Source organism: Microseira sp. BLCC-F43 (assembly GCF_041929235.1).
In the GTDB taxonomy this organism is placed as follows: Bacteria; Cyanobacteriota; Cyanobacteriia; order Cyanobacteriales; family Aerosakkonemataceae; genus Microseira.
The window spans coordinates 71,687-94,306 of the sequence record NZ_JBHFNP010000045.1 but is presented as its reverse complement, the minus strand read 5'-3'; the positions used below and the strand labels follow the sequence as shown (position 1 = coordinate 94,306).

General features: G+C 45.5%; 17 protein-coding genes. 12 read left to right on the top strand and 5 right to left on the bottom strand.

Annotated elements, in window-relative coordinates:
* Positions 1-166 precede the first annotated feature (166 nt).
* A complete protein-coding gene (locus tag ACE1CM_RS08755; protein ID WP_374877025.1) occupies positions 167-730 on the top strand; it encodes a zeta toxin family protein in 564 nt (187 codons plus the stop codon).
* A 4-nt stretch (positions 731-734) separates the two neighbouring features.
* Positions 735-929, top strand: a complete 195-nt coding sequence (locus ACE1CM_RS08750; protein WP_374877024.1) for a hypothetical protein — start codon at positions 735-737, stop codon at positions 927-929.
* 255 nt (positions 930-1,184) lie between these two features.
* Here ACE1CM_RS08750 and ACE1CM_RS08745 read toward each other — a convergent pair whose 3' ends face one another.
* Both ACE1CM_RS08745 and ACE1CM_RS08740 read right to left on the bottom strand, forming a co-directional pair.
* Positions 1,185-2,651 (bottom strand): DUF4384 domain-containing protein, encoded by a 1,467-nt coding sequence (locus tag ACE1CM_RS08745; protein WP_374877023.1) that lies wholly within the window; start codon positions 2,649-2,651, stop codon positions 1,185-1,187.
* On the bottom strand, positions 2,633-2,827 hold the full coding sequence (locus ACE1CM_RS08740) for a hypothetical protein (RefSeq protein ID WP_374877022.1): 195 nt from the start codon (positions 2,825-2,827) through the stop codon (positions 2,633-2,635). The genes ACE1CM_RS08745 and ACE1CM_RS08740 overlap by 19 nt, the downstream gene beginning before the upstream one ends.
* A gap of 362 nt (positions 2,828-3,189) precedes the next feature.
* On the opposite strand from ACE1CM_RS08740, the gene iscB reads away from it, so the two are divergent.
* From iscB to ACE1CM_RS08720, 4 genes are all read left to right on the top strand, one after another.
* Positions 3,190-4,470 (top strand): RNA-guided endonuclease IscB, encoded by a 1,281-nt coding sequence (iscB, locus tag ACE1CM_RS08735; RefSeq protein WP_374877021.1) that lies wholly within the window; start codon positions 3,190-3,192, stop codon positions 4,468-4,470.
* The gene (locus tag ACE1CM_RS08730; RefSeq protein ID WP_374877020.1) at positions 4,464-5,435 is read left to right on the top strand and encodes a CHAT domain-containing protein; all 972 of its coding nucleotides are present in this window, start codon (positions 4,464-4,466) and stop codon (positions 5,433-5,435) included. The genes iscB and ACE1CM_RS08730 overlap by 7 nt, the downstream gene beginning before the upstream one ends.
* Positions 5,436-6,238: 803 nt before the next feature.
* Complete coding sequence (locus ACE1CM_RS08725) at positions 6,239-6,682, top strand: hypothetical protein (protein WP_374877019.1); 444 nt, start codon at positions 6,239-6,241, stop codon at positions 6,680-6,682.
* A 136-nt stretch (positions 6,683-6,818) separates the two neighbouring features.
* On the top strand, positions 6,819-7,043 hold the full coding sequence (locus ACE1CM_RS08720) for a DUF433 domain-containing protein (RefSeq protein ID WP_374877027.1): 225 nt from the start codon (positions 6,819-6,821) through the stop codon (positions 7,041-7,043).
* A gap of 411 nt (positions 7,044-7,454) precedes the next feature.
* On the opposite strand, the gene ACE1CM_RS08715 is transcribed toward ACE1CM_RS08720, so the two are convergent.
* On the bottom strand, positions 7,455-12,770 hold the full coding sequence (locus ACE1CM_RS08715; protein WP_374877018.1) for a PAS domain S-box protein: 5,316 nt from the start codon (positions 12,768-12,770) through the stop codon (positions 7,455-7,457).
* Between the two features lie 995 nt (positions 12,771-13,765).
* On the opposite strand from ACE1CM_RS08715, the gene ACE1CM_RS08710 reads away from it, so the two are divergent.
* The 5 genes from ACE1CM_RS08710 to ACE1CM_RS08690 all read left to right on the top strand — a co-directional run bounded on the left by ACE1CM_RS08710 (position 13,766) and on the right by ACE1CM_RS08690 (position 17,407).
* Positions 13,766-14,083, top strand: coding sequence for a hypothetical protein (locus tag ACE1CM_RS08710; protein WP_374877017.1), 318 nt, complete (start codon positions 13,766-13,768; stop codon positions 14,081-14,083).
* 148 nt (positions 14,084-14,231) lie between these two features.
* The gene (locus tag ACE1CM_RS08705; protein ID WP_374877016.1) at positions 14,232-15,680 is read left to right on the top strand and encodes a response regulator; all 1,449 of its coding nucleotides are present in this window, start codon (positions 14,232-14,234) and stop codon (positions 15,678-15,680) included.
* Positions 15,677-16,084, top strand: a complete 408-nt coding sequence (locus ACE1CM_RS08700) for a response regulator (RefSeq protein ID WP_374877015.1) — start codon at positions 15,677-15,679, stop codon at positions 16,082-16,084. Before ACE1CM_RS08705 ends, ACE1CM_RS08700 begins: the two co-directional genes overlap by 4 nt.
* On the top strand, positions 16,081-16,719 hold the full coding sequence (locus ACE1CM_RS08695) for a response regulator (RefSeq protein WP_374877014.1): 639 nt from the start codon (positions 16,081-16,083) through the stop codon (positions 16,717-16,719). Before ACE1CM_RS08700 ends, ACE1CM_RS08695 begins: the two co-directional genes overlap by 4 nt.
* The gene (locus tag ACE1CM_RS08690) at positions 16,667-17,407 is read left to right on the top strand and encodes an adenylate/guanylate cyclase domain-containing protein (protein ID WP_374877013.1); all 741 of its coding nucleotides are present in this window, start codon (positions 16,667-16,669) and stop codon (positions 17,405-17,407) included. Before ACE1CM_RS08695 ends, ACE1CM_RS08690 begins: the two co-directional genes overlap by 53 nt.
* A gap of 99 nt (positions 17,408-17,506) precedes the next feature.
* On the opposite strand, the gene ACE1CM_RS08685 is transcribed toward ACE1CM_RS08690, so the two are convergent.
* Entirely contained in the window at positions 17,507-17,650 is a 144-nt protein-coding gene (locus ACE1CM_RS08685) for a hypothetical protein (RefSeq protein WP_374877012.1), read from the bottom strand.
* A 363-nt stretch (positions 17,651-18,013) separates the two neighbouring features.
* Between ACE1CM_RS08685 and ACE1CM_RS08680 the strand changes: the two genes are divergently transcribed.
* Entirely contained in the window at positions 18,014-20,746 is a 2,733-nt protein-coding gene (locus tag ACE1CM_RS08680) for a response regulator (protein ID WP_374877011.1), read from the top strand.
* Here the strand turns inward: ACE1CM_RS08680 and ACE1CM_RS08675 are convergent.
* Positions 20,706-22,175: a hypothetical protein gene (locus ACE1CM_RS08675; protein ID WP_374877010.1), complete on the bottom strand. Its 1,470-nt coding sequence runs from the start codon at positions 22,173-22,175 to the stop codon at positions 20,706-20,708. The genes ACE1CM_RS08680 and ACE1CM_RS08675 overlap by 41 nt on opposite strands.
* Positions 22,176-22,620: the final 445 nt, after the last annotated feature.

The window sequence follows — 22,620 nt, the reverse complement described above, 5'->3', positions numbered from 1 at the left end:
ATCTACCGATTCATCGACTCCGAAGTCGGGACGATAAAATCGGGACGGGCGTAAATCACCTTTGTTTCTATCAAACACGCCCGGAAATAATTTTCCGGATTATTGTAGAGACGTTACATGTAACGTCTCTACAAGTCGGTTAAAACTTTTATACAGGGTTTATAAAATGCCTGATGTTTTTATCATCGGAGGGTCAAACGGTTCGGGTAAGACCACTGTAGCTTTGAGAATATTACCCAATTTTTTAGACACTTTTGAATATGTAAACGCCGATCAAATTGCCTTTGGTCTTTCTCCGTTCAATCCAGAGTCAGTTGCTATTCAAGCAGGACGTTTAATGCTTGAAAGGATGGATTACCTTGCCAACGCTGGAACTAATTTTGCTTTTGAAACTACCTTAGCTGCCCGTAACTTTGCTCGTTTTTTGAGCAACTGCAAAACCAAGGGGTACACGATTAACCTGATTTATTTTTGGTTGCCAAGTCCAGAGTTAGCTATTGAACGAGTGAGGAGACGGGTAGAAAGTGGAGGTCATAATATCCCTGAAGATGTTATCCGTCGTCGTTATGAAAGAGGGCGCAGAAATTTAATAGAGTTATATTTTCCTTTATGCGACACTTGGATAGTCTATAATAATTCTAGTTCAGAGTCACAATTAGTGGCTGAATTCACCCTAAATCGAGAAACTATTATTTATCAACCTGAATTTTGGAATCAAATTACCTTGTAGAAATATGAATGAACCAGCACGGGAAAAGTTATCCAGTAAAATTGATGTAGCTGTTAAAGCGGCGATCGCTGAAGCAATAGAAAAGCACCGGCGATTGGGACAATCAATCAGTATTTGGCAAGACGGTAAAGTTGTAACGTTAACCGCTGACCAAATTCCACCCCTCGATCGAGAAAATAAGCCAACGGAGAGGAATTAATATACTAGCGATAAGTCCAAATCATTGTTTGTTAACTTCAGATCTTGCATCAGTATCATAGCCCGCCCGGAAATCAATTTCCGTTGCTCATAGCGAAAGTCGGTTAAAACCGACTAAATGCGATCAAACCAGTCCGTTTTAACGGACTTGCGCTGCTCGCTGTGAGAATTTATTCTCTGGCGGGCTATGAGATTGGTGCAAGATCTCAATAACCCTATTTGATCGTGGAAGTGTCGTTATGGGAAAGCTCAAGCTTCAAGCTTCCACCGCTTTAAATGCAATCGACATTGCTGCCAACTTTGCGGTATCCACCGCGCGCACAGTAGAGTCAAAAGAGGCATAAAGACTGCGATCGCCACGAGTTCCCCTATCAAAATCACCCAATAAATCATCAATTACCCCAGCAGCATCGGATTCTAAAGGTAATGGTCCCCCTCTTTGTCCGCGACTGGTAGCGATCGCTTGCAATTTCTTCAAAGCTTCTCGCAAGGGTGTAGCGCTGGCAATTATCAATACTTCTACCGTGCCAAATGGCTTACCAACGGTTATTCTAAACGGATCTTTTCCCGTTTCTGGAATTTGTCGCGTTTCTCCTGCTTTAATTAACGCTGCGTCTGTTGTCGCCGCCCAAGTATTAGGAAATAAAACCACCATTTCCCCTTCTGGAGTAATTACCAATAAACTCACATAGAGGTCTGTGTTTTCTTTATTTTCAACTAAAAATTGCACGCGAGTTCCTAAAGGTAATTTGGGGATTCCCCCTTCAATTTCAACTGTATTTGGTTTAATATTAGCTGGTGATTGTGATGAATTTATAGTATTTCCCCGAACGGTAAAGGCACTTGCCGCCACATCAATCGGTTGTCCGGATTGGGAATCTAATATTTTCATTAATGCGGAAACTTTCAATTTTGAGGAATCCGCATTCAGGGTTAATTTAACTAATCTGGCTGCTAATAAGGAGCGGAATTTTGCTTTTAACCTTTCAATCGCAGCGGTAACATTTTCGTTAGCTGCACCAAAAGAAGCGGGAATTAAATCTAAACCGGGTGCATATAAACCCAAACTGCCAACGGTGGGAAGATCGGCAACTTTTCTTTGTTGAAGTTCTTGATAATTTACCTCAGTCATGCGACCGAGGATATATTGCACTTCGGTTTGTCCTAATGGTATTGGTTCGATGCGCGTCAGGCGAGAAAGTGCCTGGGATGCTGTTGGTTTATCTGCCCCTAAAGATTCATCCAATCCAATGCGTAACTTTAAATCGTTGGGAATTGCCCGTGCTTGTTCCTGCAAGATTAATCCGGGTTTAATCGCATTCGGTTGGGAAGTTTCGACTATAGTTCCTTGGGCAATTAATCCATTATTAGGATTGCGGGAATCTAAGCGCACAGTTCCCAAGTTATTACCTCGATCGTCTAAAATAGAAAATAGGGCATTTTTGTTAAAGGCGGCGATAGATTGGGGTTCAATTCCTCCCAACCATAATTCGACAGATTTACCCGCTACTTTGGTAATAATGGCTTCCGCTGAGGGGAGTTGATGGTTGGTGAAATAAGCGGGTTTTCCTGCGTTATTGCTATCTTTTTTAACTTCAAATTCTGGGATTTGTTGGCTGCTGGAAATGCGGGTAGTACTGCGAGCTACATTTGCCAGAATGCTGCTAATCGGTTCATCAGAGGTTGTTTGCCAAAGATATTGAGTTAGGTATCGGTTATACAACCTTTTAAGGGATCGTCAGGATAGTTGTTAATTCCCACCAACAGCGCCAGTTTCCGAGGCGTGCTTTGTGCCAACACTTTGGCATAGCGCCAACTGCGCTGTTGAATATCGAGTTGGCTTAATCCCAGAGTGGTGAGGGTAGATGCAGCAAATTGAACGAATTGGCGGCGTTTCATAGGGGCATTAAGATATATGGAATTAGCGGCACACTATGAGTTAAAAGGCAATAATTTCTAGAAATAGCCTAACTCACGACGGGGAAAAGTTATGAGCCGGAGAACGCTGCTGTCAACTACCCCCACCAAGCCTAACGGCTATGGTGGCGGCTTGAAAGAGCCGTGTTGATCAGACGGCTTGATTGATTCAAGCAGCCGTTACAGGCAAGTGTTAAAGACCTACCTAGAAATGCGAGCCAGTTTCTAGCTCTAGAACCAAATGATTAAACAAGTTATCGGGGAAAGCTAGTGTCATTTGGATAGTACCGACCTGTAACATCGTCCTTGCAAACTTTACTCCTTTTGAGGAAGAGGTAACAGTAATGTACGTTTTCGTATTAGATCAAAACCGTCAACCCCTTGACCCTTGCCACCCAGCAAGGGCAAGAGAGTTACTCAAATCGGGTCGAGCCGCAGTATTTCGGCGTTATCCTTTTACGATTGTGTTAAAGGATAGAGAAGTCGAGGAATCTGTAGTTCATTCACATCGAATTAAAATCGACCCAGGCTCTAAAACGACGGGAATTGCCGTTGTGCAAGAGCAAACAGGTCGAGTCACATCGGCAGTTGAGGTCACTCATAGAGGACAAGCAATCCGAGATGCACTCTTGACTCGTCGGGCATTAAGAAGAGGTAGGCGGAATCGGAAAACCCGTTATCGTCAACCGCGATTCCTCAACCGTACTCGTCGGGAGGGATGGTTGCCACCAAGTCTTGAGAGTCGAATTGCTAATCTTTTGACTTGGGTACAACGAATTAGAAAATTCTGCCCTATTACCGCAATCTCACAAGAGTTAGTTTGCTTTGATACTCAAGCTTTAGTTGACCCAGAGATTTCTGGGGTTGAGTATCAGCGAGGTGAGCTATTTGGGTTTGAAGTCAAAGAATATTTACTTGCCAAATGGGGCAGAAAATGCGTTTACTGCAATGCTGAAAACAAGCCGCTAGAGGTCGAGCATATAGTTGCCAAAAGTCGCGGCGGCACAAATCGTGTTAGTAATCTGACATTAGCGTGTCATGAGTGCAATCAAGCCAAAGGCAATCAAGAACTTTCGCAGTTTCTAGCAGGTAAGCCTGACTTACTGCAACGGATTTTAGCGGCTGCTAAATCTCCCTTAAAAGATGCAACAGTAGTTAATGCGACTCGTTGGGAATTGTTCAGGAGGTTGCAACAAACTGGGTTGCCGATAGAAGCGGGTAGTGGTGGTAGAACAAAGTTTAATCGCAAGACTAGAGGGATGGAAAAATCCCACTGGGCTGACGCTGCCTGCATTGGTAGTAGTACGCCTCAACAGTTATTAATCAAGGGAGTTAAGCCGTTACTGGTTGTCGCCAAAGGTCATGGCAGACGACAGCGTTGCGGCACAGATAAGTTTGGTTTCCCGATTCGTCATGCCCCTAGAGCCAAGTTCTTTATGGGTTTTGGGACTGGCGACATCGTGAAAGCGAATATCCCAACAGGCAAATATAAAGGAACCTATACAGGACGCATTGCCATTCGCTTTGCGCCTCGTTTTAAGCTAACGACAGGAGGTAAGAGTTTTGATGTTCATCCTAAATATTTGCGAGTCATCCATAAAGCGGATGGCTTCGCCGCTTGTTAATTGGGCCTCTTTTAATTTCTCCCGATAGCCAACTTAACCTGATTCCTTTCGCTGCTTTAGTGGATGAAAATAACCGCTATTTAGTCGAAAACTATTCAATTACTTATCTCGGTTCTGGACGCGATTTATTACGCTTACAAAATCCCGTTGCCAGTCGTTCTAATCCTATCCTGCTAGCTAATCCCGACTATAGTAACCCCGGCAATCCATTGGCGAGTGCAAACCGAGGTAATAATACCCGACGTTCCAGCGATTTAGCCCAAATCCAATTCGGCGCTTTACCCGGTACGCTCAAAGAAGCCGAAGCTATTGCGCCCCTGCTATCTGGCGTACAACAATTAACAGGTTCCCAAGCCACAGAAAACGCCCTAAAACAAGTCAAAAGCCCCAGGATTCTGCACATTGCCACCCACGGCTTTTTCTTAGAAGATGTGGAATTAGTCGCACCGTCAACGGGGTTGAGTCGAAGTCTTTGGGTGGAACCGGATTTTAGCGTTACACCCCGTCGTCGGGTAACAGGAAATCAAGAAAATCCGTTACTGAGATCGGGTTTAGCGATGGCAGGTTTTAATATTCGTAAAAGTGGCGATGAAGATGGCGTTTTAACGGCGATGGAAGCTGCTGCACTGAATTTATGGGGAACCAAGTTAGTGGTGTTATCTGCTTGCGAGACGGGTGTGGGAGATGTGGCGAATGGGGAGGGTGTTTTTGGTTTGCGCCGTGCTTTTGTCATAGCGGGTGCGGAAAGTCAGGTGTTGAGTTTGTGGAAAGTTGATGATGAGGGAACGAAGGATTTAATGGTGAATTATTATCGCCGTTTGTTGCAGAATGAAGGGCGTTTCTCTGCGTTGCGTGAGATTCAGTTAGAAATGTTGCGAAGTGAAAAATATCAGCATCCTTATTATTGGGCGTCTTTTATTCCTTCTGGTGATTGGACTCCGATGGGGGCAGTGTCGCAAAAGTAAAGTATACGTTTTGTCACAATATTGCCGGGGTTAACAGATAGTCGGTAATTTCAGTGTAGGTATGATGGTGCGTTACGCGATCTACATATATAGGACTTACGCAACTGGCATATTTTTTCTGTAGGGTGCGTGACGCTGCGAGCATATTTGAACGTAGCAATGGGACTTGTAGCGTCACGCACCAACCACCGATTGTGACAGTTGCGTAAGTCCTGATATAGATGGTGCCGTACTCTGCGCGCTAACGCACCCTACATATAGTCATGGTGCGTTATATGATGTCCGTTGAATCGCCCATAATAAAAAAACCTCACAAAGTCGTTGCGTAGGGACACGGCATCATAGATATCTCGGATAAACAGATAACTTTGATCGTGCCGTGTCCCGGCTACCGATTATGGGTAATCGACCGGACATGATATTACGCGATCGCTAACGCATCCTACATATAGTCTTAAGCGAAATGGCAATTTACTTTCTCATGAAGCCTGTTTGCTTTCTCATTTCAGTAATTCGCGCATTTATTTTGGTGTTTTCCTTAAGCGAAACGGCTGAAAGCTTTTTGGGTTTACCGATTTGCTTTCTGATTTCAGTAATTCCCGCAATCTCAAATATTTATTGTCTGTTCATTAATAAATTAAGGGGCTTGTATCCCTAATCCCTAGTCCCTACTTTGGTCAATCTATCAAAATACTGAGTTTGTCTAACAAATTATGACGGGAGAACCTCTATCTATGGCAAGATTTGGCTGACGTTCCAAATCGAGTAAAAATAGAATGCTAAATCTCAGGAGATTGTATTCTATGAAACTGAATTTGAAACGGTTTTCGACTGGAGGACGCTTTGTGGCTAGAATTGTGTTGTGCCTGTCAGCGATCGCATTCGTTTGGCAAGGTGCATTTTTCTCGAACTCTAACGCAATGGCTGCTCCTGGTGCAAGCTTGATTGCAACGGCTGACGCGGGCGATCGTGTTAAAGAAAAAGTAAGTGAAGATGCGGGACGCGCCAAGAATTTTATCCAAGATACGAAAGATAAAGTTGAGCGCACTGCTAAGACAAATGCCTCCAAAGTTGAAGATGCAACCGATGGCAATGGTGGTTTCTTTGAGCGCAAAGCTAAAAGAGATGCGGCTCGAATTGAGAAAAGAGCAGAGGAAGATGCGGCAAGAACCGAAAAAGCTGTAGACAATACCAAGAATGCCGTTAAAAGCACTGTTGATAAAATCAAGGATGGTTTTAGCGACTAGAAAGCGGTCAGAAATGCTAATTGCTCATGGCTAATTGCTAATGGCATAGATACCCGGCGTCTTGATGAAGTCGGGGATTTTGGCTCTGGGGCGATCGCTGACATGGCAAAATGGGAGAAAGTCGCGAAGACAATTTATGAATTACCAAGATATCATCACTCTAGAACCGGGCAAACGTGGCGGTAAGCCTTGCATTCGAGGGATGCGAATCACTGTCTATGATGTTCTGGAATATCTAGCTTCAGGAATGACTACTGAAGAAATTCTGGAAGACTTTCCCTACCTTACCAAAACAGATATTCTTGCCTGTCTCTGGTTTGCTGCTCAACGAGAACGCATTACGGTAACTGTCCAAGCGTGAAACTGCTGCATAGTTAGGAATGACTCTGAGGGGGTGACACGGTGACGCAGAGAGATTTTTATTCAGGGTAATTAGGCGGACATCATATTACGCAAAGAAACTAAGGGCGAGCCGAAAAATCGTTGGTTTGCCAACCAGAGATTGACTCTTCACCTTTGTTTCTGGCCTCTTCTTGCGTAAGTCCTGCTGCTGTAATATCATGTCCAGTTGTATTGGTGCTAGGGGCACGGCAGAGAAAACCTTTGCGTTAAAGGCAACGCTTATTGATGCCGTGCCCCTACAATAATAACTGCGTTGCACCAATTTGAAACTGCTGTAATATCATGTCCAGTTGTATTGGTGGTAGGGGCACGGCAGTAGAAAAGCTTCTTGTTTTGGGCAACGCCTATTAATGCCGTGCCCCTACAATCATTATTTATTTTGTTGCACTAACTCAACAATGTATGAAATAACCCGCTCTGGATCGATCGGTTTGGCTACATGACGTTGAAACCCTGCGGCGATCGCTTGTTTCTGGTCGATCTCTCCAGCATACGCGGTTAAGGCAATCGCTGGAATCGATCTGCCTGCTTCTAACTTACGCAGCGATCGCATTAATTCATAACCATCCATTTCTGGCATCCCAATATCGCTGAGAATAATGTCAGGCTGGAATTCTGCGAATGTCTGCAAGGCTTCTGTGGCTGAAGCTACTGCGAAGACGATCGCACCATTCTCTTCCAACAAGAATGTGAGAAACTCTCGCGTATCGGCAGTATCATCAACAACCAATATTCGCATTCCAGTCAGTGGCGTTTTTGGCGCGCTTGGGGATGAGGCGGCGATCGCTCGCTCCGCAGCAGGTTGCACTTTACTATTAATCCTAGGCAACTTAACGGTAAAAGTGGCGCCAAATCCAACTCCTGGACTATCTGCCGAAATCCTGCCGCCGTGCATTTCCACAATTTGACGCGCGATCGCAAGTCCCAATCCTAACCCGCCAAATTTGCGCGTGGTGGAGCCATCTTCTTGCCGGAAATACTCAAATACGTAAGGCAAGAATTCGGGATTGATGCCTTTACCCGTATCAATTATTTGAATTTGAGCATCAGTATCAACTTGAGTTAGGCGAATTGTGACTTGTCCCCCAGCAGGTGTGAATTTAACTGCGTTGGAAAGCAGATTCCACACCACTTGTTGCAATCGCCCCGCATCGCCCAACACCTCACCGACTGTTGAGTCAAGTGCCAGATTGAATTGAATATTTTTTGCTTCTGCTGCGAGGCGAACTGTTTCCATTGCACTGTAAATCACAAAAGCTAAACTCACAAAAGCTGAATTCAGCGTTAGTTTGCCGCGCATAATGCGAGAGATATCGAGCAAGTCTTCAATTAGTTGAGCTTGCAGTTTGGCATTGCGTTCGATCGTGGCTAATGCTTCTGCTGTGCGAGCCTCGTTTAGTTTACGACTTTGCAACAGTTTAGTCCAACCTAATATTGGGTTGAGGGGCGATCGCAACTCATGGGACAGCACTGCCAGAAACTCGTCTTTGAGGCGGTTCGCGGTTTGTGCCTCTTGCCGCGCTTGCTGTTCGGCTTCGTATAACCGCGCATTTTCCACCGCGATCGATGCCATCTGCGCTAATTGCACTACCACGGCTTCGTCGGTTTCAGTAAAATCACCCTCATATTTGTCTGACAGCTGAATCAACCCGATATTCTGTCCGTCTCGTCCCACCAAAGGTGCGGCTAGCCACCCGCGCATGGGAGGATGGTTCTTGGCTTCTTTGCCAAAGCCGCGCCAGCGGGGATGCGCTTCTAATTCCGCTTGCGTCATTCGCATTGGGCGATTTAAGTGACATACGCAGGCATAGATTCCAGACCCATCTGTTTTGGCATCATAGCCTCGCCACTGGGCATATTTATCAGACAGGTAAACGGCGTTGATTGCCTGTTCCCAGTTGCCGTTAACGGTTAAGCTGGTGACAGATTGGTGAGTACCAACGATCGCTGCTGCTCGCTCGGCGATCGCTTGCAACACCTCTTCCACCGACAGCGCAGAATTGATTGCCAGCGCCGCCGCTGTCAATCCTTGCAATTGCTCACTATAGTGTCGTTCCCGGGCCAGCAGGTCTTCTCGCTCAAGTTCGGCTTGTTTGCGATCGCTAATATCTGTGTGTATCCCCAGCATCCGCAGCGGACGACCATCCCCATCCCAGGCAACAATGCTGCCGGTGGAAAGTATCCATTTCCAATCTCCCGATTGCGTGCGTTGTCGGAATTCCACTTGGTACTGGTCGCGTCTGCCTGTGATGTACTCTTGGTATACAGAGCTGACTCGTTCCCCATCGTCGGGATGCAGGCGCTCGAGCCAAAAGGCATTCGTTTCGTGAAACTCTTGGGGATCGTAGCCCAACATCTGAGCATATTGGGGACTGACGATCGCCTCTCCAGTTTGGATATTCAGGTCATACAATCCCTGATTGGCAGCATTAAGCGCCAGTCGCAACCGTTCTTCGCTTTGCTGTAGGGCAATTTCTGCTTGTTTGCGATCGCTAATATCTGTATTGGTGCCAAACCAGCGCACAACGTTACCCTGTTCGTCGCGAATCGGAATTGCGCGGGAGAGGAACCAGCGATAAGTCCCGTCTTTACCGCGCAAGGGAAATGTATCTTCCCAGGATTCACCAATTTTAAGGCAGTGGCGGAAATGCTCAACGACGCGATCTACATGGTCGGGGTGGTGTACCTTTTGCCATCCCCATCCCTGCATCTCTTCTAAAGTCGTGCCGGTGTAGTCAAACCAGCGCTGATTATACCAAAAGATCCAGCCGGTTTCGTCTGTCATCCAGGCCAGCTGGGCGATGTTGTCTGCCAGGGTACGGAAGCGAGATTCGCTTTCAGTCAGTGCCAGTTCTGCTTGCTTGCGATCGCTAATATCAATTACCGATCCGATGTACCCTTTGTATTGACCATCGGCGCCAAACCAAGGATTGGCGGCATCGATCGCCCAAATATACTCGCCATCTTGGCGGCGCAAGCGGTATTCTAACCGGAAGCCCTCACGGCGATCGTTGGCAGCTAGAAAGATATGCAAGGCATTTTCCCGATCGTCTGGATGGACTACGTTGAGCCATCCTAATCCCAGTCCTGTTGCCGGGGTTTGACCTGAGAAGTCATACCAGCTTTGGCTGAGATAATGACAGTAGCCAGTAGGGTCAGTCACCCAGACCATGAAGGGGGCGTTGTCCGCCATGTGGCGGAACCGAGATTCGCTTTCTTGCAATGCCAGTTCTGCTTGCTTGCGATCGCTAATATCGAGCGCCACCAGAATTGCATGGGTAGGATGGGGAAATTCACCCGAACGGTCGAAGAAGACTTGTTTGCGAACGGTAAGCCATCTCACTTCGCCGTTTCCCCAAACTACGCGATGATCGCGACTAAACCAACCGGGACCTGACGGATCTAGCACCTGGTCGATGATCTCAAGCAGTTGGGCGCGTTCTTCTGGGTGAAATGTGGCGTGGATGCGCGAACGCAAGACGACTAATTCCGCAGGGGGTAAACCGTATAAAGCGGCAGCTTCCTGGGAAAGCTCGACTGTATTCGAGGCGTAATCGAATTTTGCCACGGCAAAACCCGCAACTTGCATCCCCAATCGCCAACGCTCTTCTGATTCGCGCAAGCTTTGTTCGACTTGCTTGCGATCGCTAATATTAGTAAACAGGATGGCAAACTTGTGGCTTTGCGGATCGCCGATGGGGAAAGCTCTGACTTCAAACCACCGATTCATCGCTTCAGATCGATGCTCAAACCGCGCTGGTTCCCCCGTCAGCACGACTCTGCCGTAAGTTTCAAACCAAAACGCTTCCAAATTGGGCACGAGTTGGCGCGCCGTTTTGCCCGTCGCTTGCTCAAGACCCGTCATTTGTTCAAATACTTGATTGACTTCCAGGAAACGGTAATCAATCGGTTCGCCGTTTTCGGAAAACAGCATTTCGCAGACGCAGAAACCTTGATCCATTGTCTCGAACAAGGTGCGATACCGAAGTTCGCTGTCGCGCAAGGCGGCTTCCGATTGTTTGCGAGCGGTGATATCCTGGAAAATCAGCATAATTTCATCGATGCTGCCACTATCGTCATAAACTGGAGCAGCCGAAATGCTGACAATTAATTCTGAGCCATCTTGTTTGCGGCGGTAGGTTTCGATGCCAAACAAGGTTTGCCCATTCGCCACCGCATCTCTCAGCTGCTGACATTCTGCGAGTCGATCGGGGGGCACAATTGGAATAGGGCGATGCAACACCTCGGCTTCACTCCAGCCAAACACCTCGCTGGCAGCTTTGTTCCACATCCGGACAGTGGCATTTGACTCGATCGCCACAATCGGCAAAGGCGATGATTCGATTAACGTTCTTAAGGTTTGGTTAGTTTGTCGCAGTTCTTGCTCGAAAAGTTTGCGCTCGCTGATATCCAGGGCGACGCCCAGCCAGTACGCAACCTTGCCAGTATCATCGGTTACGGGTCGAGCGCGGGTGTAGAGCCAGCGGTAAACCCCATCAGCGCGGCGGAATGGAATTTCAATATCATATTCAGAAACTTCTGCTGTTGCCGTTTTCCAAGCCGTATAGACGCGAGCGCGATCGTCTGGGCGAACCAACTCCACCCATCCATCGCCTTGCAACTCTGGTAGCGATCGCCCTGTGAATTCCAATCCCCACTGATTGCAATAGATAATCGAGCCATCTGGCTGACTGATAAAAACGATTTGGGGCGATAATTCTATCAAGGCGCGATAGCGTTCTTCGCTTTGACGTTGGGCAACTTCAGCAAGTTTGCGATCGCTAATATCCTCAACAAAGATGACAATTCCGCCCAGATCGCCGTTCTCGGTGTGCCAGGGACTAATTTCCCACCGCAACCATTGCAGCGATCCATCGGGCAGGGTAAAACTATCTTCCTCGCATTGTTGAATTTCTCCTGCCAAACTTCGCTGATGAGCTTGTTTCCAGCGATCGCCAATCTGGGGAAAGATTTCGTAATGCGATCGCCCCAAAACCGCCTCAACTGACTCGAGTTGGTAAGTTTCCACCCAGCGCTGACTGAGAGCGACGTAATTCATGTTGCGATCGAACATAGCGATACAGGCAGGGGCATATTGAATAAACAACCGCAGAAGAGCTTCGCTTGTCTGCATTGAGTCTTGTTGGTTACCAACCTGCATCGGGACAGACCTAACCCCCCCTGCCCCCCTTCCCTGCAAGGGAAGGGGGGAGAAAGAAGACTCCCCTCTCCTTGCAGGAGAGGGGTTGGGGGAGAGGTCTTTCTGCCGCCCCATCGCCTGACGATTTTCTGCGGTGACATCAGCTATTGTCGTCACAACTGCATAGGGTGCAGATTGATTGGCGCGAAACAACGGCTGTGCATCAAGCAGCAGCCACACCAGATCGCCATCTTGGCGATAGAAGCCGATAGTCACATTGGAGCATGGTTGTCCGCTGCGCAGCGCCACTACCGCTGGATTTTCCTCTGGTAAAAAAGTCGATCCATCGCGATGAATGAATTGCCGGGGGGAATCGAACAACGTCTTGCCAATTAATTGCTCGGCGGTTTTGCCCAAAATCTCGGCAGCGAAAGCATTGCAGGCAGCGATCGCGCCATCGGCAAATTGAAGCACCATACCATCTGCCCGAAAAGTCGTTGCAGACTCTGATGGATTGCATTCCCAATTTCGGGCTAACTCAGACACTCGGTTCCTCCTGTTTCCCATTCCTGAGAATTACTGATGCCATACCAGTTTCACCTATAACACTTTTGCAGCACGAAGCCGCGCTAATTCCAAGGGGTGCTGACTGAAAAAGCGATCGCCATCAAAATTTTAAATAATTTTGCCAACAACTGCCCCATCAAACCAACAGGGATCTGGGACTGGTAAAGTTAGCGATCAGCTTGCTTTTATCAGTAATAGAAACCGGGTTTTTTCCAAAAACCCGGTTTCTATTACCAGCAGGAATTAGGCAAAAAAACTAAGGCTATCCGAAAAATATTGGGTTTAATTGTAGAGACGTTACATGTAACGTCTCTACTAGAGATTGACGCATCACCTTTGTTTTTGGCCCCGCGGATTGGCTGGCTTTTATCAGTTTCATCAACCCGGTTTTTGGAAAAAACCGGGTTTCTATTACCACCTAAACTGCCGCGATAGGTTCAGCTTTGGATTGCCACAAAGATGGCGAAACAAACGGGAACTTTGTCGAGGAAAAGCGGAGCGGGTAGTTGTACACCCAGCTTTTTATATTAATCGGCAATGTAATAAGTAATTATCAAGAGTAAGCTGCCAATGAATCCAATTACCAATTACCAATTCCCAATTACCAATTAGGGAACAGGGAAGAGGGAAGAGTTTTTCCGATTTCCTGTTCCCTCTTGTTTGTTCCCCGTTCCCTAATTGGGTGGGGTATAAATCCCCATGCCAAACCCCCTGTTCCCTCTTCCCCGTTCCCCGTTCCCTGTTTAAGTTTGTTAGGCAAAAATATGGAATAATCAGTAGGTGGTGTGGTTAACGTAGTGTAAAATTCACAGAAAAGGTTTGCTCGGGGTATACGGTGTTGGCTGGTTTCGGTAGTTGGTGCAAGAAAGTGTTGCCAGCGAGGTAACCAAACATCGTGCAGTCCAAATTTTAGCCAGCGTGGGTGAGTTGTTCACCTGAGCGCGAACTAATTTTTAACAAAAGCTCGTGCGGTCATGTTCATCAAACAGCTTAACTATCACGTCGCCAAATCAGCTCGCCAAGTCTCCCTGGGAACAGTCCTGACAGTACCCTTCGTGGTGCAAATCGTTGCCACAGAGGGAATTGTGCAATTAATGGGCGGCGATATGACGGTGAATTCGACAGTTGGAAAGGATACAACCTTCAAATTGGACATTCAAGCTAGCACCGCCGCTTTGGAACCCTTGGGATTTGAACTCAAAGAAGCTAGCAACCGGGACGATCGCGATCGCCATCTGGTTAGTTGCCGAACAAGTCGCGAAAATCAGCTGGCACAATCGAGGACTAGCTGATGGGATTCGCGCCCAAGGGTAGCTACCCTACCCTTCGGGAACCCCTGGGGGGAAGGGGTGCCGCTAATCTCGGTACGCTGCACGCCCATTGTATCGACAATTTTGAAGACGACAAGATTTTACAGTTAATTAAGTAACGTACAATTCCATGCCAAGCAACAACTCCAAGGGTAATATTTTAATCGTTGACGATACACCAGAAAACTTGCGCTTGTTGGTGGGAGTCTTAAACGAAAAAGGATATCAAACTCGCCCCGTTCCTCATGGTAAGTTAGCTATATCAGCAGCCCAATTAAATCCTCCCGATTTAATTTTACTCGACATTCTGATGCCGGAAATGGATGGCTATGAAGTCTGCGCCAAGCTAAAAGCAGATGACAAAACTAAAAAAATTCCAGTAATTTTTATCAGTGCAGTTAATGAAGTATTGGATAAAGTCAAAGCGTTTGCCGTTGGTGGAGTAGACTACATCACCAAACCCTTTCAGGTTGAAGAAGTTTTGGCAAGGGTAGAAACCCACTTGGCGTTAGTTTCCGCCCACAAGAGTCTGGCGGCTAAAAACGAAGAGTTGGCTGCCAAAAATGTCGAACTAGACTCAACATTGCAACAACTAAAAAGCACCCAAGACGAATTGATTCAATCGGCAAAAATGGCAGCTTTAGGACAACTGATTGCTGGCATTGCTCACGAAATCAATAACCCCTTGGGCGCGATTACATCCTCGGTGAGAAACATTGCAATATTTTGGAGCGATCGCTTGCTCAATTTCCCCCAATTTATGCAAGAACTCTCCCCATCTCATCAGCAGTATTTTATAGATTTACTGAAACAAATAAGCCAAAAAAATCAAAGTTTAACCAGCAGAGAAGAACGCAAACTGAGAAACTCATTAGCGGCGCAACTCGAAGCGTGCGAAATTGAAAACGCCTCAGACTTGGCAAGTTTATTAGCGATCGTAGGCATTAAAGATATCGAACCATTTTTGCCGCTATTAAAAGCTCCTGAGAGCGAATATATTTTAGAAAATGCATATCAATTCGCCAACGTTCAAACCAGTATCAGAAGCATCACTACTGCCGCAGAAAGGGCAAGGAAAGTTGTTTTTGCTCTGAAAAATTACGCTCGTTATGACAACACGGGCAACAAAATAAACGTAGATATTACGGAGGGAATAGACACCATTTTAACGCTTTATAGCAATCAACTAAAACAGAATATAACCACGAGCAAAAACTATCAGGATTCGTTACCCTCTATCTCGTGTTACCCCGACGAACTCAATCAAGTCTGGACAAATATCATTCACAATGCTTTGCAAGCAATGGACTATCGCGGGACTTTAACCATTGAAGTCAAGCAGCAAGACGGATATATCAAAGCCAGCTTCACCGACAGCGGTAAAGGCATTCCCCCTGAGATTATGCCGAAAATATTTCAACCTTTCTTCACTACCAAACCACCCGGTGAAGGCAGCGGTCTGGGATTAGATATTGTCCAAAAAATTATTGATAAGCATCGAGGTAAAATTGAGGTAGAATCTGTACCAGGTCAAACCACATTTACTATATCCTTGCCCCTAGAGGCAGAGGCTTTATGAACAAAAAAAACTCGCCTAAGCCTGTCATTTTATGCGTTGATGATGAGGTAAACGTTTTACAAAGCTTGCGAATAGCACTGCGAAATGGTCTGGGGGATACTTACTTCTATGAAATTGCTGAAAGTCCTGATGAGGCAATGGAAATCCTCGCAGATATAGATTGGGAAACCATGCCAGTAGTCGCGATTATCTCCGATTGGTTAATGCCAGGAATGAAAGGAGACGAATTTTTAATCGCTGTTCATAAAAAATATCCCCAAATAGTTAAAATTATGATGACCGGGCAAGCAGATAAATCAGCCATCGCTCGAGCCAAAAAATACGCCAATATGCATGATTGTGTATCCAAACCTTGGAGCGATCGCCTACTGATTGAAACGATTAAATCAGCGTTGGATCAATGATGAATCAACCTATTATTATATGCGTATATGATGAAAAAACTATCCTAGATAGCCTGAGAATTGAGTTAAAAAATGCGTTTGGAAGCGAATACACGATCGAAATCGCTGAAAGTGGAGAAGAAGCTTTAGAAATTGTCAGAGAAGCATTAGAAAACCAGCAGGAAATTGCCGTCGTCATTTCCGACTACATCATGCCCAATATGAAGGGAGATGAATTGCTCGAACGCATCCATAATCTTTCCCCCAACACCCTGAAAATCATGCTGAGTGGGCAAGCAGATTTAGCGGCAGTGGGAAGGGCGATAGAACGGGCAAAATTATATCGTTATATAGCCAAACCCTGGCATAGGCAAGACTTTAAATTGACAGTATCAGCAGTAAATAGTTATATTCAAGACCGAAAAATAGCAGAACAAAATGCGAATTTATATCCCATGAATAAAGAGTTAGCTCGATTAACCCGCTCACAAGAAATCCCAATCGAAGAACTCTCTCAAATCAACAAAGCTGTCTATCGCTTTGTGCCGCGTGAATTTCTCAAGCTTTTAGATAAAGAAAGAATTGTCGATGTGCAATTAGGCGATGGCGGACAGCAGGAAATGTCAAGATCTTCGCGAATTTACTACCATATCTGAGGACATGAGTTGCCAGGAAAATTTTAATTTTATTAATTCTTTTCTAGCTTACATGGAACCAGCCATTATGGAAAATAATGGGTTTATTGATAAATATATTGGCGATGGGATTATGGCACTCTTTAGCGGTTACGCAGATGATGCGGTTAAAGCGGGAATTGCCATGTTGCAAAATCTCGCCGAGTTCAACGAGAAACGCGCAAAATCTGGCGCTTTGCCGATTAAAATTGGTATTGGCATCCATACCGGATCGTTAATGTTGGGTACGATCGGGGGACACAGCAGAATTGATAGTACGGCGATTGGGGATACGGTGAACTTAGCTTCTCGTCTGGAAACCCTGACAAAAACTTATCAAGCATCGCTATTGATCTCTCACGAAACTTGGTATCGCTTGCCAAACCACCAAAATTATAGTATGCGCTTGCTCGAGCGAGTCAATGTTAAGGGTAAGTCAAAATCTGTAGCAGTTTTTGAAGTCTTTGATGGGGATTATGAGTCAGTTAAACAGGGAAAATCAACCACAAAATCGATGTTTGAACAGGCAGTTTGCCTGTTTCATGGAGGTTTTTACACAAAAGCAGAACAATTGTTTAAAGAGTGTTTGCAGATTAATAACAGAGATACAGTCGCTCAATTTTATCTGGAACGATTTCAACAGCATTTAATTAAAACTATCCGATTGTAGGAGTTATATCATGTCCGCGAGAGATCGGTAGTGTATCGATGGCTAATTGTTAATTGCTAATTGGTAATATAGTATTTTTCCTGATTGAGCCATTAGCGATTAGCTATTAGCAGTTACACAACCGTTGCTACTGGACATGATATTATTCGGATCGCAGATAGCACTAATGAGCGATCGCACCCATGCCACCTTACCCAAAGAAACCGGGTTTCTGGGTCGAAACCCGGTTTCTCGCCTCGTCATGGGTAAGTCCTGACCAAGTTTGTTCTCATCCCTTGTGTATATTGCAGCACCTGGAGTCGCTGTAAAATTCCCAAATTTACAATACCGATGCAATACCACACGATATCACTCTTACCTGGGTTGCGGGGGTATCACCCCCTAACAGTATTTATACTGTAAGCTGTATAACGAAGTTAGCTTCCGATATACTGGCGTCAACGGGTTCTTTCCCCGGAGACAATAAGTATTGATGCTTAGGTATTTTTACTGAAGACTTTACATATGTTTACTGGTAAATATAGTGTAGGGGGTGCAAGTGTAAAGTTTTTAAGTTTTCCCTACCAGCTTTTTGAAATAATAACCATCTAGATCTAGATTGCCCCTATGTCAATCAGATCCTTGCACCGCTTTGCCAAAATTTCTGGAAACGTACCGTTGCGCCTAGTCCTGACCGTACCGTTTGTGCTGCAAATCTTTGCTGCTGTGAGTATCGTCGGGTATCTGTCCTTCAGAAACGGACAAAAAGCCGTCCAAGACCTTGCCAGTCACTTACACGGCGAAATCGGCGATATTTCTGAATTGGATTTAATGGCGCAAATTAACGCCAACAATCGCACCACGATTTTGCTGTGTATTGTCGCTTTAATTGTCTCAACCGTTATTTGTATTTTGACAGCCCGCTGGATTGTCAAACCGATTCTGAATTTGAACGCATCAGCTAAAGCAATTGCCAAAGGAAAATGGGAACAAACTGTTAATCTAAATCGCAGCGACGAAATCGGGCAACTTGCCAAATCCTTCAGCGTCATGGCAGGTCAATTGCGAGCATCTTTTTCTACCCTGGAAGCCCAAAATGCCCAATTACAGCACCTCGACAAAGTCAAAGATGAATTTTTAGCCAACACCTCCCACGAACTGCGAACGCCTCTCAATGGCATCATCGGTATCGCTGAATCGATGCTAGACGGTGCGGCGGGTTCTCTATCAGAAATACAGTGTCAAAATTTGCTAATGATTGCTGGTAGCGCCCGCCGACTCAGCCAATTAGTTAACGATATTCTCGACTTTTCTAAACTGAAACAGCAAAAACTAGACCTGCAAGTTCGCAGCGTGGAAGTGCAAGGAATTGTTCAGGTTGTCCTGACTGTCAGTCAAGCTTTAGCGGTGAACAAAAACTTGCAATTTATCAACGCCGTTCCTGCCGACTTACCCCTTGTTTATGCAGATGAAAACCGCCTGCAACAGATTCTTTATAATCTGATCGGAAATGCAATTAAGTTTACCGACGCAGGCAAGATAGAAGTTTCAGCAGCTTTGGTAATGAGTAATGGGTCACCCCCCTCAATCCCCCCTACAAGGGGGGAAGAAGGTAATGGGAAACAATTACCAATTACCAATTCCCAATTACCCAAACAAATCGCCATTACCGTTTCCGATACCGGCATTGGTATTGCAAGCGATCGCATCGAACGCATCTTCGATCCGTTTGAACAAGGCGATGGTTCGATTGTCCGCCAATACGGCGGCACGGGATTGGGTTTAGCCCTCACCAAGCAGCTGGTAGAATTGCACGGCGGTAAAATATGGGTTGAATCTCAACTTGGCATCGGTTCCCGCTTCACTTTTACCTTGCCTGTTTCATCCCAAAAACTGAGTACAAACGTCCCTTGTTGCACCTCCACGGAATGCACGCTCTTACCCCCCTATCTTGGGGCGCACTGTCTTGTTCCCCTACAGACTGGAAAATCTCATACCGAATTGTGTTCCAAGGTGGTAGACAAGGAGAAAATACCATGTATCAACCCAACTTTATATCGGCAATCAAACCAACTATCTTCCTATTCACCCGTTACCGATTCCCACTCAAATTCGGAACAATTCAGAATTCTAATTGTTGATGATGACCCGATCAATCTCCAAGTTTTAAACAATCACCTATCCTTAGAAGGCTACCAGGTAATCCAAGCTTTAAATGGAGAGCAAGCGCTTTCCATCCTCCAAAGCGGGCAAGAATTTGACTTGATCGTTCTCGATATTATGATGCCCCGGATGTCTGGTTATCAAGTATGTGCCAAACTGCGGCAAAAATATCCGGCACACGAGTTACCCGTCGTTATGTTGACCGCTAAAAATCAAATATCCGATCTAGTGACCGGGTTTCAATTCGGAGCCAATGATTATTTAACTAAACCTTTTTCCAAAGATGAACTCCTCACCCGGATTAAGTTTCACATCCAACTATCAAAAACAAACCATGCCTACGGGCGCTTTTTCCCCCATAGGTTTCTAGAATTTTTGCAAAAAGAAAGCATCGTCGATGTCAATTTAGGCAATCACGTCAGCAAAGAAATGGCGGTAATGTTTAGCGATATTCGCTCGTTTACCGCGCTGTCGGAAACCATGACGCCCCAAGAAAATTTTGACTTTGTTAATGCCTATATGCGCCAGGTAAGTCCCAAAATTAGAGAGCATAACGGCTTGATTGTTAAATATTTGGGCGATGGAATGATGGCTGTGTTTCCTAATGGCGCTGACGATGCAGTCAAAGCGGGTATTGCCAAATTGCAACAAGTACAAAAATACAATATCCAGCGCATCGCCAGTGGATATCCACCGCTGCAAGTGGGAGTGGGGATAAATTTCGGTCACATGATGGTGGGAATTGTGGGAGAAATAGCCCGAATGCAGGGAGATGCTTTTTCTGATGAAGTTAATTTGGCATCTCGATTAGAAAGTTTGACGAAGTTTTATGGCGTTTCTTTGGTAATTTCGGAAAATGTCTTGACTCATTTAAGTCACCCAGAGCAATACCAAATCCGCTTTCTGGACAAGGTAATCGTTAAAGGCAGACAAGAAGCGATTTCTATCTATGAAGTTCTCGATGCCGAACCCGATTTAGTCCGAGATTTAAAGTGGCAAACTCTGCCTGATTTTGCCCGGGGTTTAAAACATTATCGCCAGCAAGAATTTACCGCTGCACAAGCGTGTTTTAAGCGCGTATTGCAGGTTAATCCTGAGGATAAGACGGCTGGGTTGTATCTAGATCGGGTGCATGAGTTGATGGGGGTATGTCTGCCTAAGAATTGGTCTGGGGTTTGGGTTTTGCATCAGAAATAATCCCCTGATAATAACGGTTGATGGCAGATTTGCGATTTTCAAATAACTTTAACAGTGCGTCTACCACAGGTCGCGTTACAGTCCCATCAAAGCTAGAAATAAAATCAACCGCAGAAAGATTTCCTTTAAAAAACTCTTTCGCTCTGGCGCTTTGTTCTTGCAGAGCTTCAAATCCGATTGATTTGACTATAAACGCCGCCAAAGGTGAATCTTTTAAATCGGCAGTTGCGCTCTTGGCTCTTCCGTTTTCTAATAAATCCAAGACTTCCGATTCCAAATCGTTTTTGGGATGAAAGGCATCGACAACTTTAGGCAGAAAAGTTTCCAAGCGCACGCCGCGATAATCGTGGTAAGGCAATTCCCCCATTAGAGTAGCTAGGGAAACATCAAATCCCAAGCTAAAAGCAAGCGATTCCATCAGCGCGATCGAAACCAGTTTGCTCCCCAAATAAAGCCGCGCAATTTCGATATTTCTCCTGGCACCGTTCTGCAAACGCGAGTAGGTGAGATCGTCTGGTTCTCCTCGAAATTGATTAAATATCGCTTCAGGTTGCAGAAAATTCATGAAACTTTCCATCTTTTGCAGCGCCATTCGGTACTCGCGCACCGTGTAAGAGCGGCTGATAAAGTTATGATTGGTTTCCGGTAATAAGTTCCAGGTATTCGCCAAAAAATACGCCGAACTCGGATGAGCAAAACCGCTGACATCCCGATTGGCGACGCGCTGGGCGCGCTTGACGATTTGTTCGATCGCAAGATCGCTCAAACCCAGGTTAAACCGATGATTGGTTCTTCCCAAGCGTTGGTAGAGGCGATCGCTTGCCGTTAATCCCTCTTTTGATTTAGTCCGAAACGGAATCGTCGCTTCAATACACGCCGCAATCTCCATCAGTCGAGAAAGTGAGAAAAATGGCTCTAAAACTTTTGTTGCCACCAGCGCACTCAGAAATTCGTTTTCTCCCGCAAACGGATCTAGCACCTGCCCTGGAACAAACCCGAACACACAAGCTACCATCTCAAACGTTATATCAGCAGGCAATTGAAAAGTTTCGCGAATTCGTAGCTTTTCCCTTTCCTGCTTAATGAACGGCGTAATGTAATAACTCAGGTTAAAGTTAATGCTGCAATCGACCTGCACGTACACCAAATCGTGAAACAAAGCCGCCAAAACTTCAATCCCATCTTCATTCCCGCCCACTTCAATCACGTGCTGCGGCGTATGAAAATATCGCCAGTAACCCGTCATCGGTTGAACAATCAGGTCGGCAATCTTGTAAATTTGAGTCAAATCGACTTCTACCTCTAGGCGACCCATTGCCCAGATCAGCTTTTCTAAACATTGTTGATGTGCCTGGGCGCTATCCATCAAACTCTCTCGCACTTTACTCGCTCCCCATCTCGTTTTCGTCAGATACACCACAAAGTTCATATATATGTAAGCGGTTAGCCGCTTAACTTGTATTTAACTTATATTTAGACCTATTTCCCTCAGTTATTCTACATATCCTAGGGTGAAAGCGAGCCGAATCAACGGTTATGTAGCTTTATCTACGGAAAATGGTATTTCCTGCATGGGGAAAGTTGATTTATCTTTTCCCCCTCACTCTCACGCAGCTAGGTCAGCAGTTAATATCCCATTTAGCCGTTCGCACGCACACTTTCCTGACAGTTCGCTTGCGAAGACAAGACTAGCAGATATATCAAGCTCGCCATTAGCAATTAGCCATTAGCACTTTCTTTGACCGCGTCAAGTATAAGTATCCTAACTTTATTTTCTCCTTTGCCGCCTCAATTCATCGTTAAAATTTGTTAATGCTATTGTTAAGTATAAATTAACTAATCGTTAACAAAAACTTATATATTTTAACTTTAGG

What these genes read in the sequence shown, in the direction of transcription:
- ACE1CM_RS08685 (WP_374877012.1), bottom strand. Translation starts at nt 17,650, where the DNA reads ATGACGAGGCGAGAAACCGGGTTTCGACCCAGAAACCCGGTTTCTTTG.
- ACE1CM_RS08675 (WP_374877010.1), bottom strand. Translation starts at nt 22,175, where the DNA reads ATGAACTTTGTGGTGTATCTGACGAAAACGAGATGGGGAGCGAGTAAA.
- ACE1CM_RS08680 (WP_374877011.1), top strand. Translation starts at nt 18,014, where the DNA reads ATGTCAATCAGATCCTTGCACCGCTTTGCCAAAATTTCTGGAAACGTA.
- iscB (WP_374877021.1), top strand. Translation starts at nt 3,190, where the DNA reads ATGTACGTTTTCGTATTAGATCAAAACCGTCAACCCCTTGACCCTTGC.
- ACE1CM_RS08720 (WP_374877027.1), top strand. Translation starts at nt 6,819, where the DNA reads ATGAATTACCAAGATATCATCACTCTAGAACCGGGCAAACGTGGCGGT.
- ACE1CM_RS08740 (WP_374877022.1), bottom strand. Translation starts at nt 2,827, where the DNA reads ATGAAACGCCGCCAATTCGTTCAATTTGCTGCATCTACCCTCACCACT.
- ACE1CM_RS08755 (WP_374877025.1), top strand. Translation starts at nt 167, where the DNA reads ATGCCTGATGTTTTTATCATCGGAGGGTCAAACGGTTCGGGTAAGACC.
- ACE1CM_RS08700 (WP_374877015.1), top strand. Translation starts at nt 15,677, where the DNA reads ATGAACAAAAAAAACTCGCCTAAGCCTGTCATTTTATGCGTTGATGAT.
- ACE1CM_RS08710 (WP_374877017.1), top strand. Translation starts at nt 13,766, where the DNA reads ATGTTCATCAAACAGCTTAACTATCACGTCGCCAAATCAGCTCGCCAA.
- ACE1CM_RS08690 (WP_374877013.1), top strand. Translation starts at nt 16,667, where the DNA reads ATGGCGGACAGCAGGAAATGTCAAGATCTTCGCGAATTTACTACCATA.
- ACE1CM_RS08750 (WP_374877024.1), top strand. Translation starts at nt 735, where the DNA reads ATGAATGAACCAGCACGGGAAAAGTTATCCAGTAAAATTGATGTAGCT.
- ACE1CM_RS08725 (WP_374877019.1), top strand. Translation starts at nt 6,239, where the DNA reads ATGAAACTGAATTTGAAACGGTTTTCGACTGGAGGACGCTTTGTGGCT.
- ACE1CM_RS08695 (WP_374877014.1), top strand. Translation starts at nt 16,081, where the DNA reads ATGATGAATCAACCTATTATTATATGCGTATATGATGAAAAAACTATC.
- ACE1CM_RS08705 (WP_374877016.1), top strand. Translation starts at nt 14,232, where the DNA reads ATGCCAAGCAACAACTCCAAGGGTAATATTTTAATCGTTGACGATACA.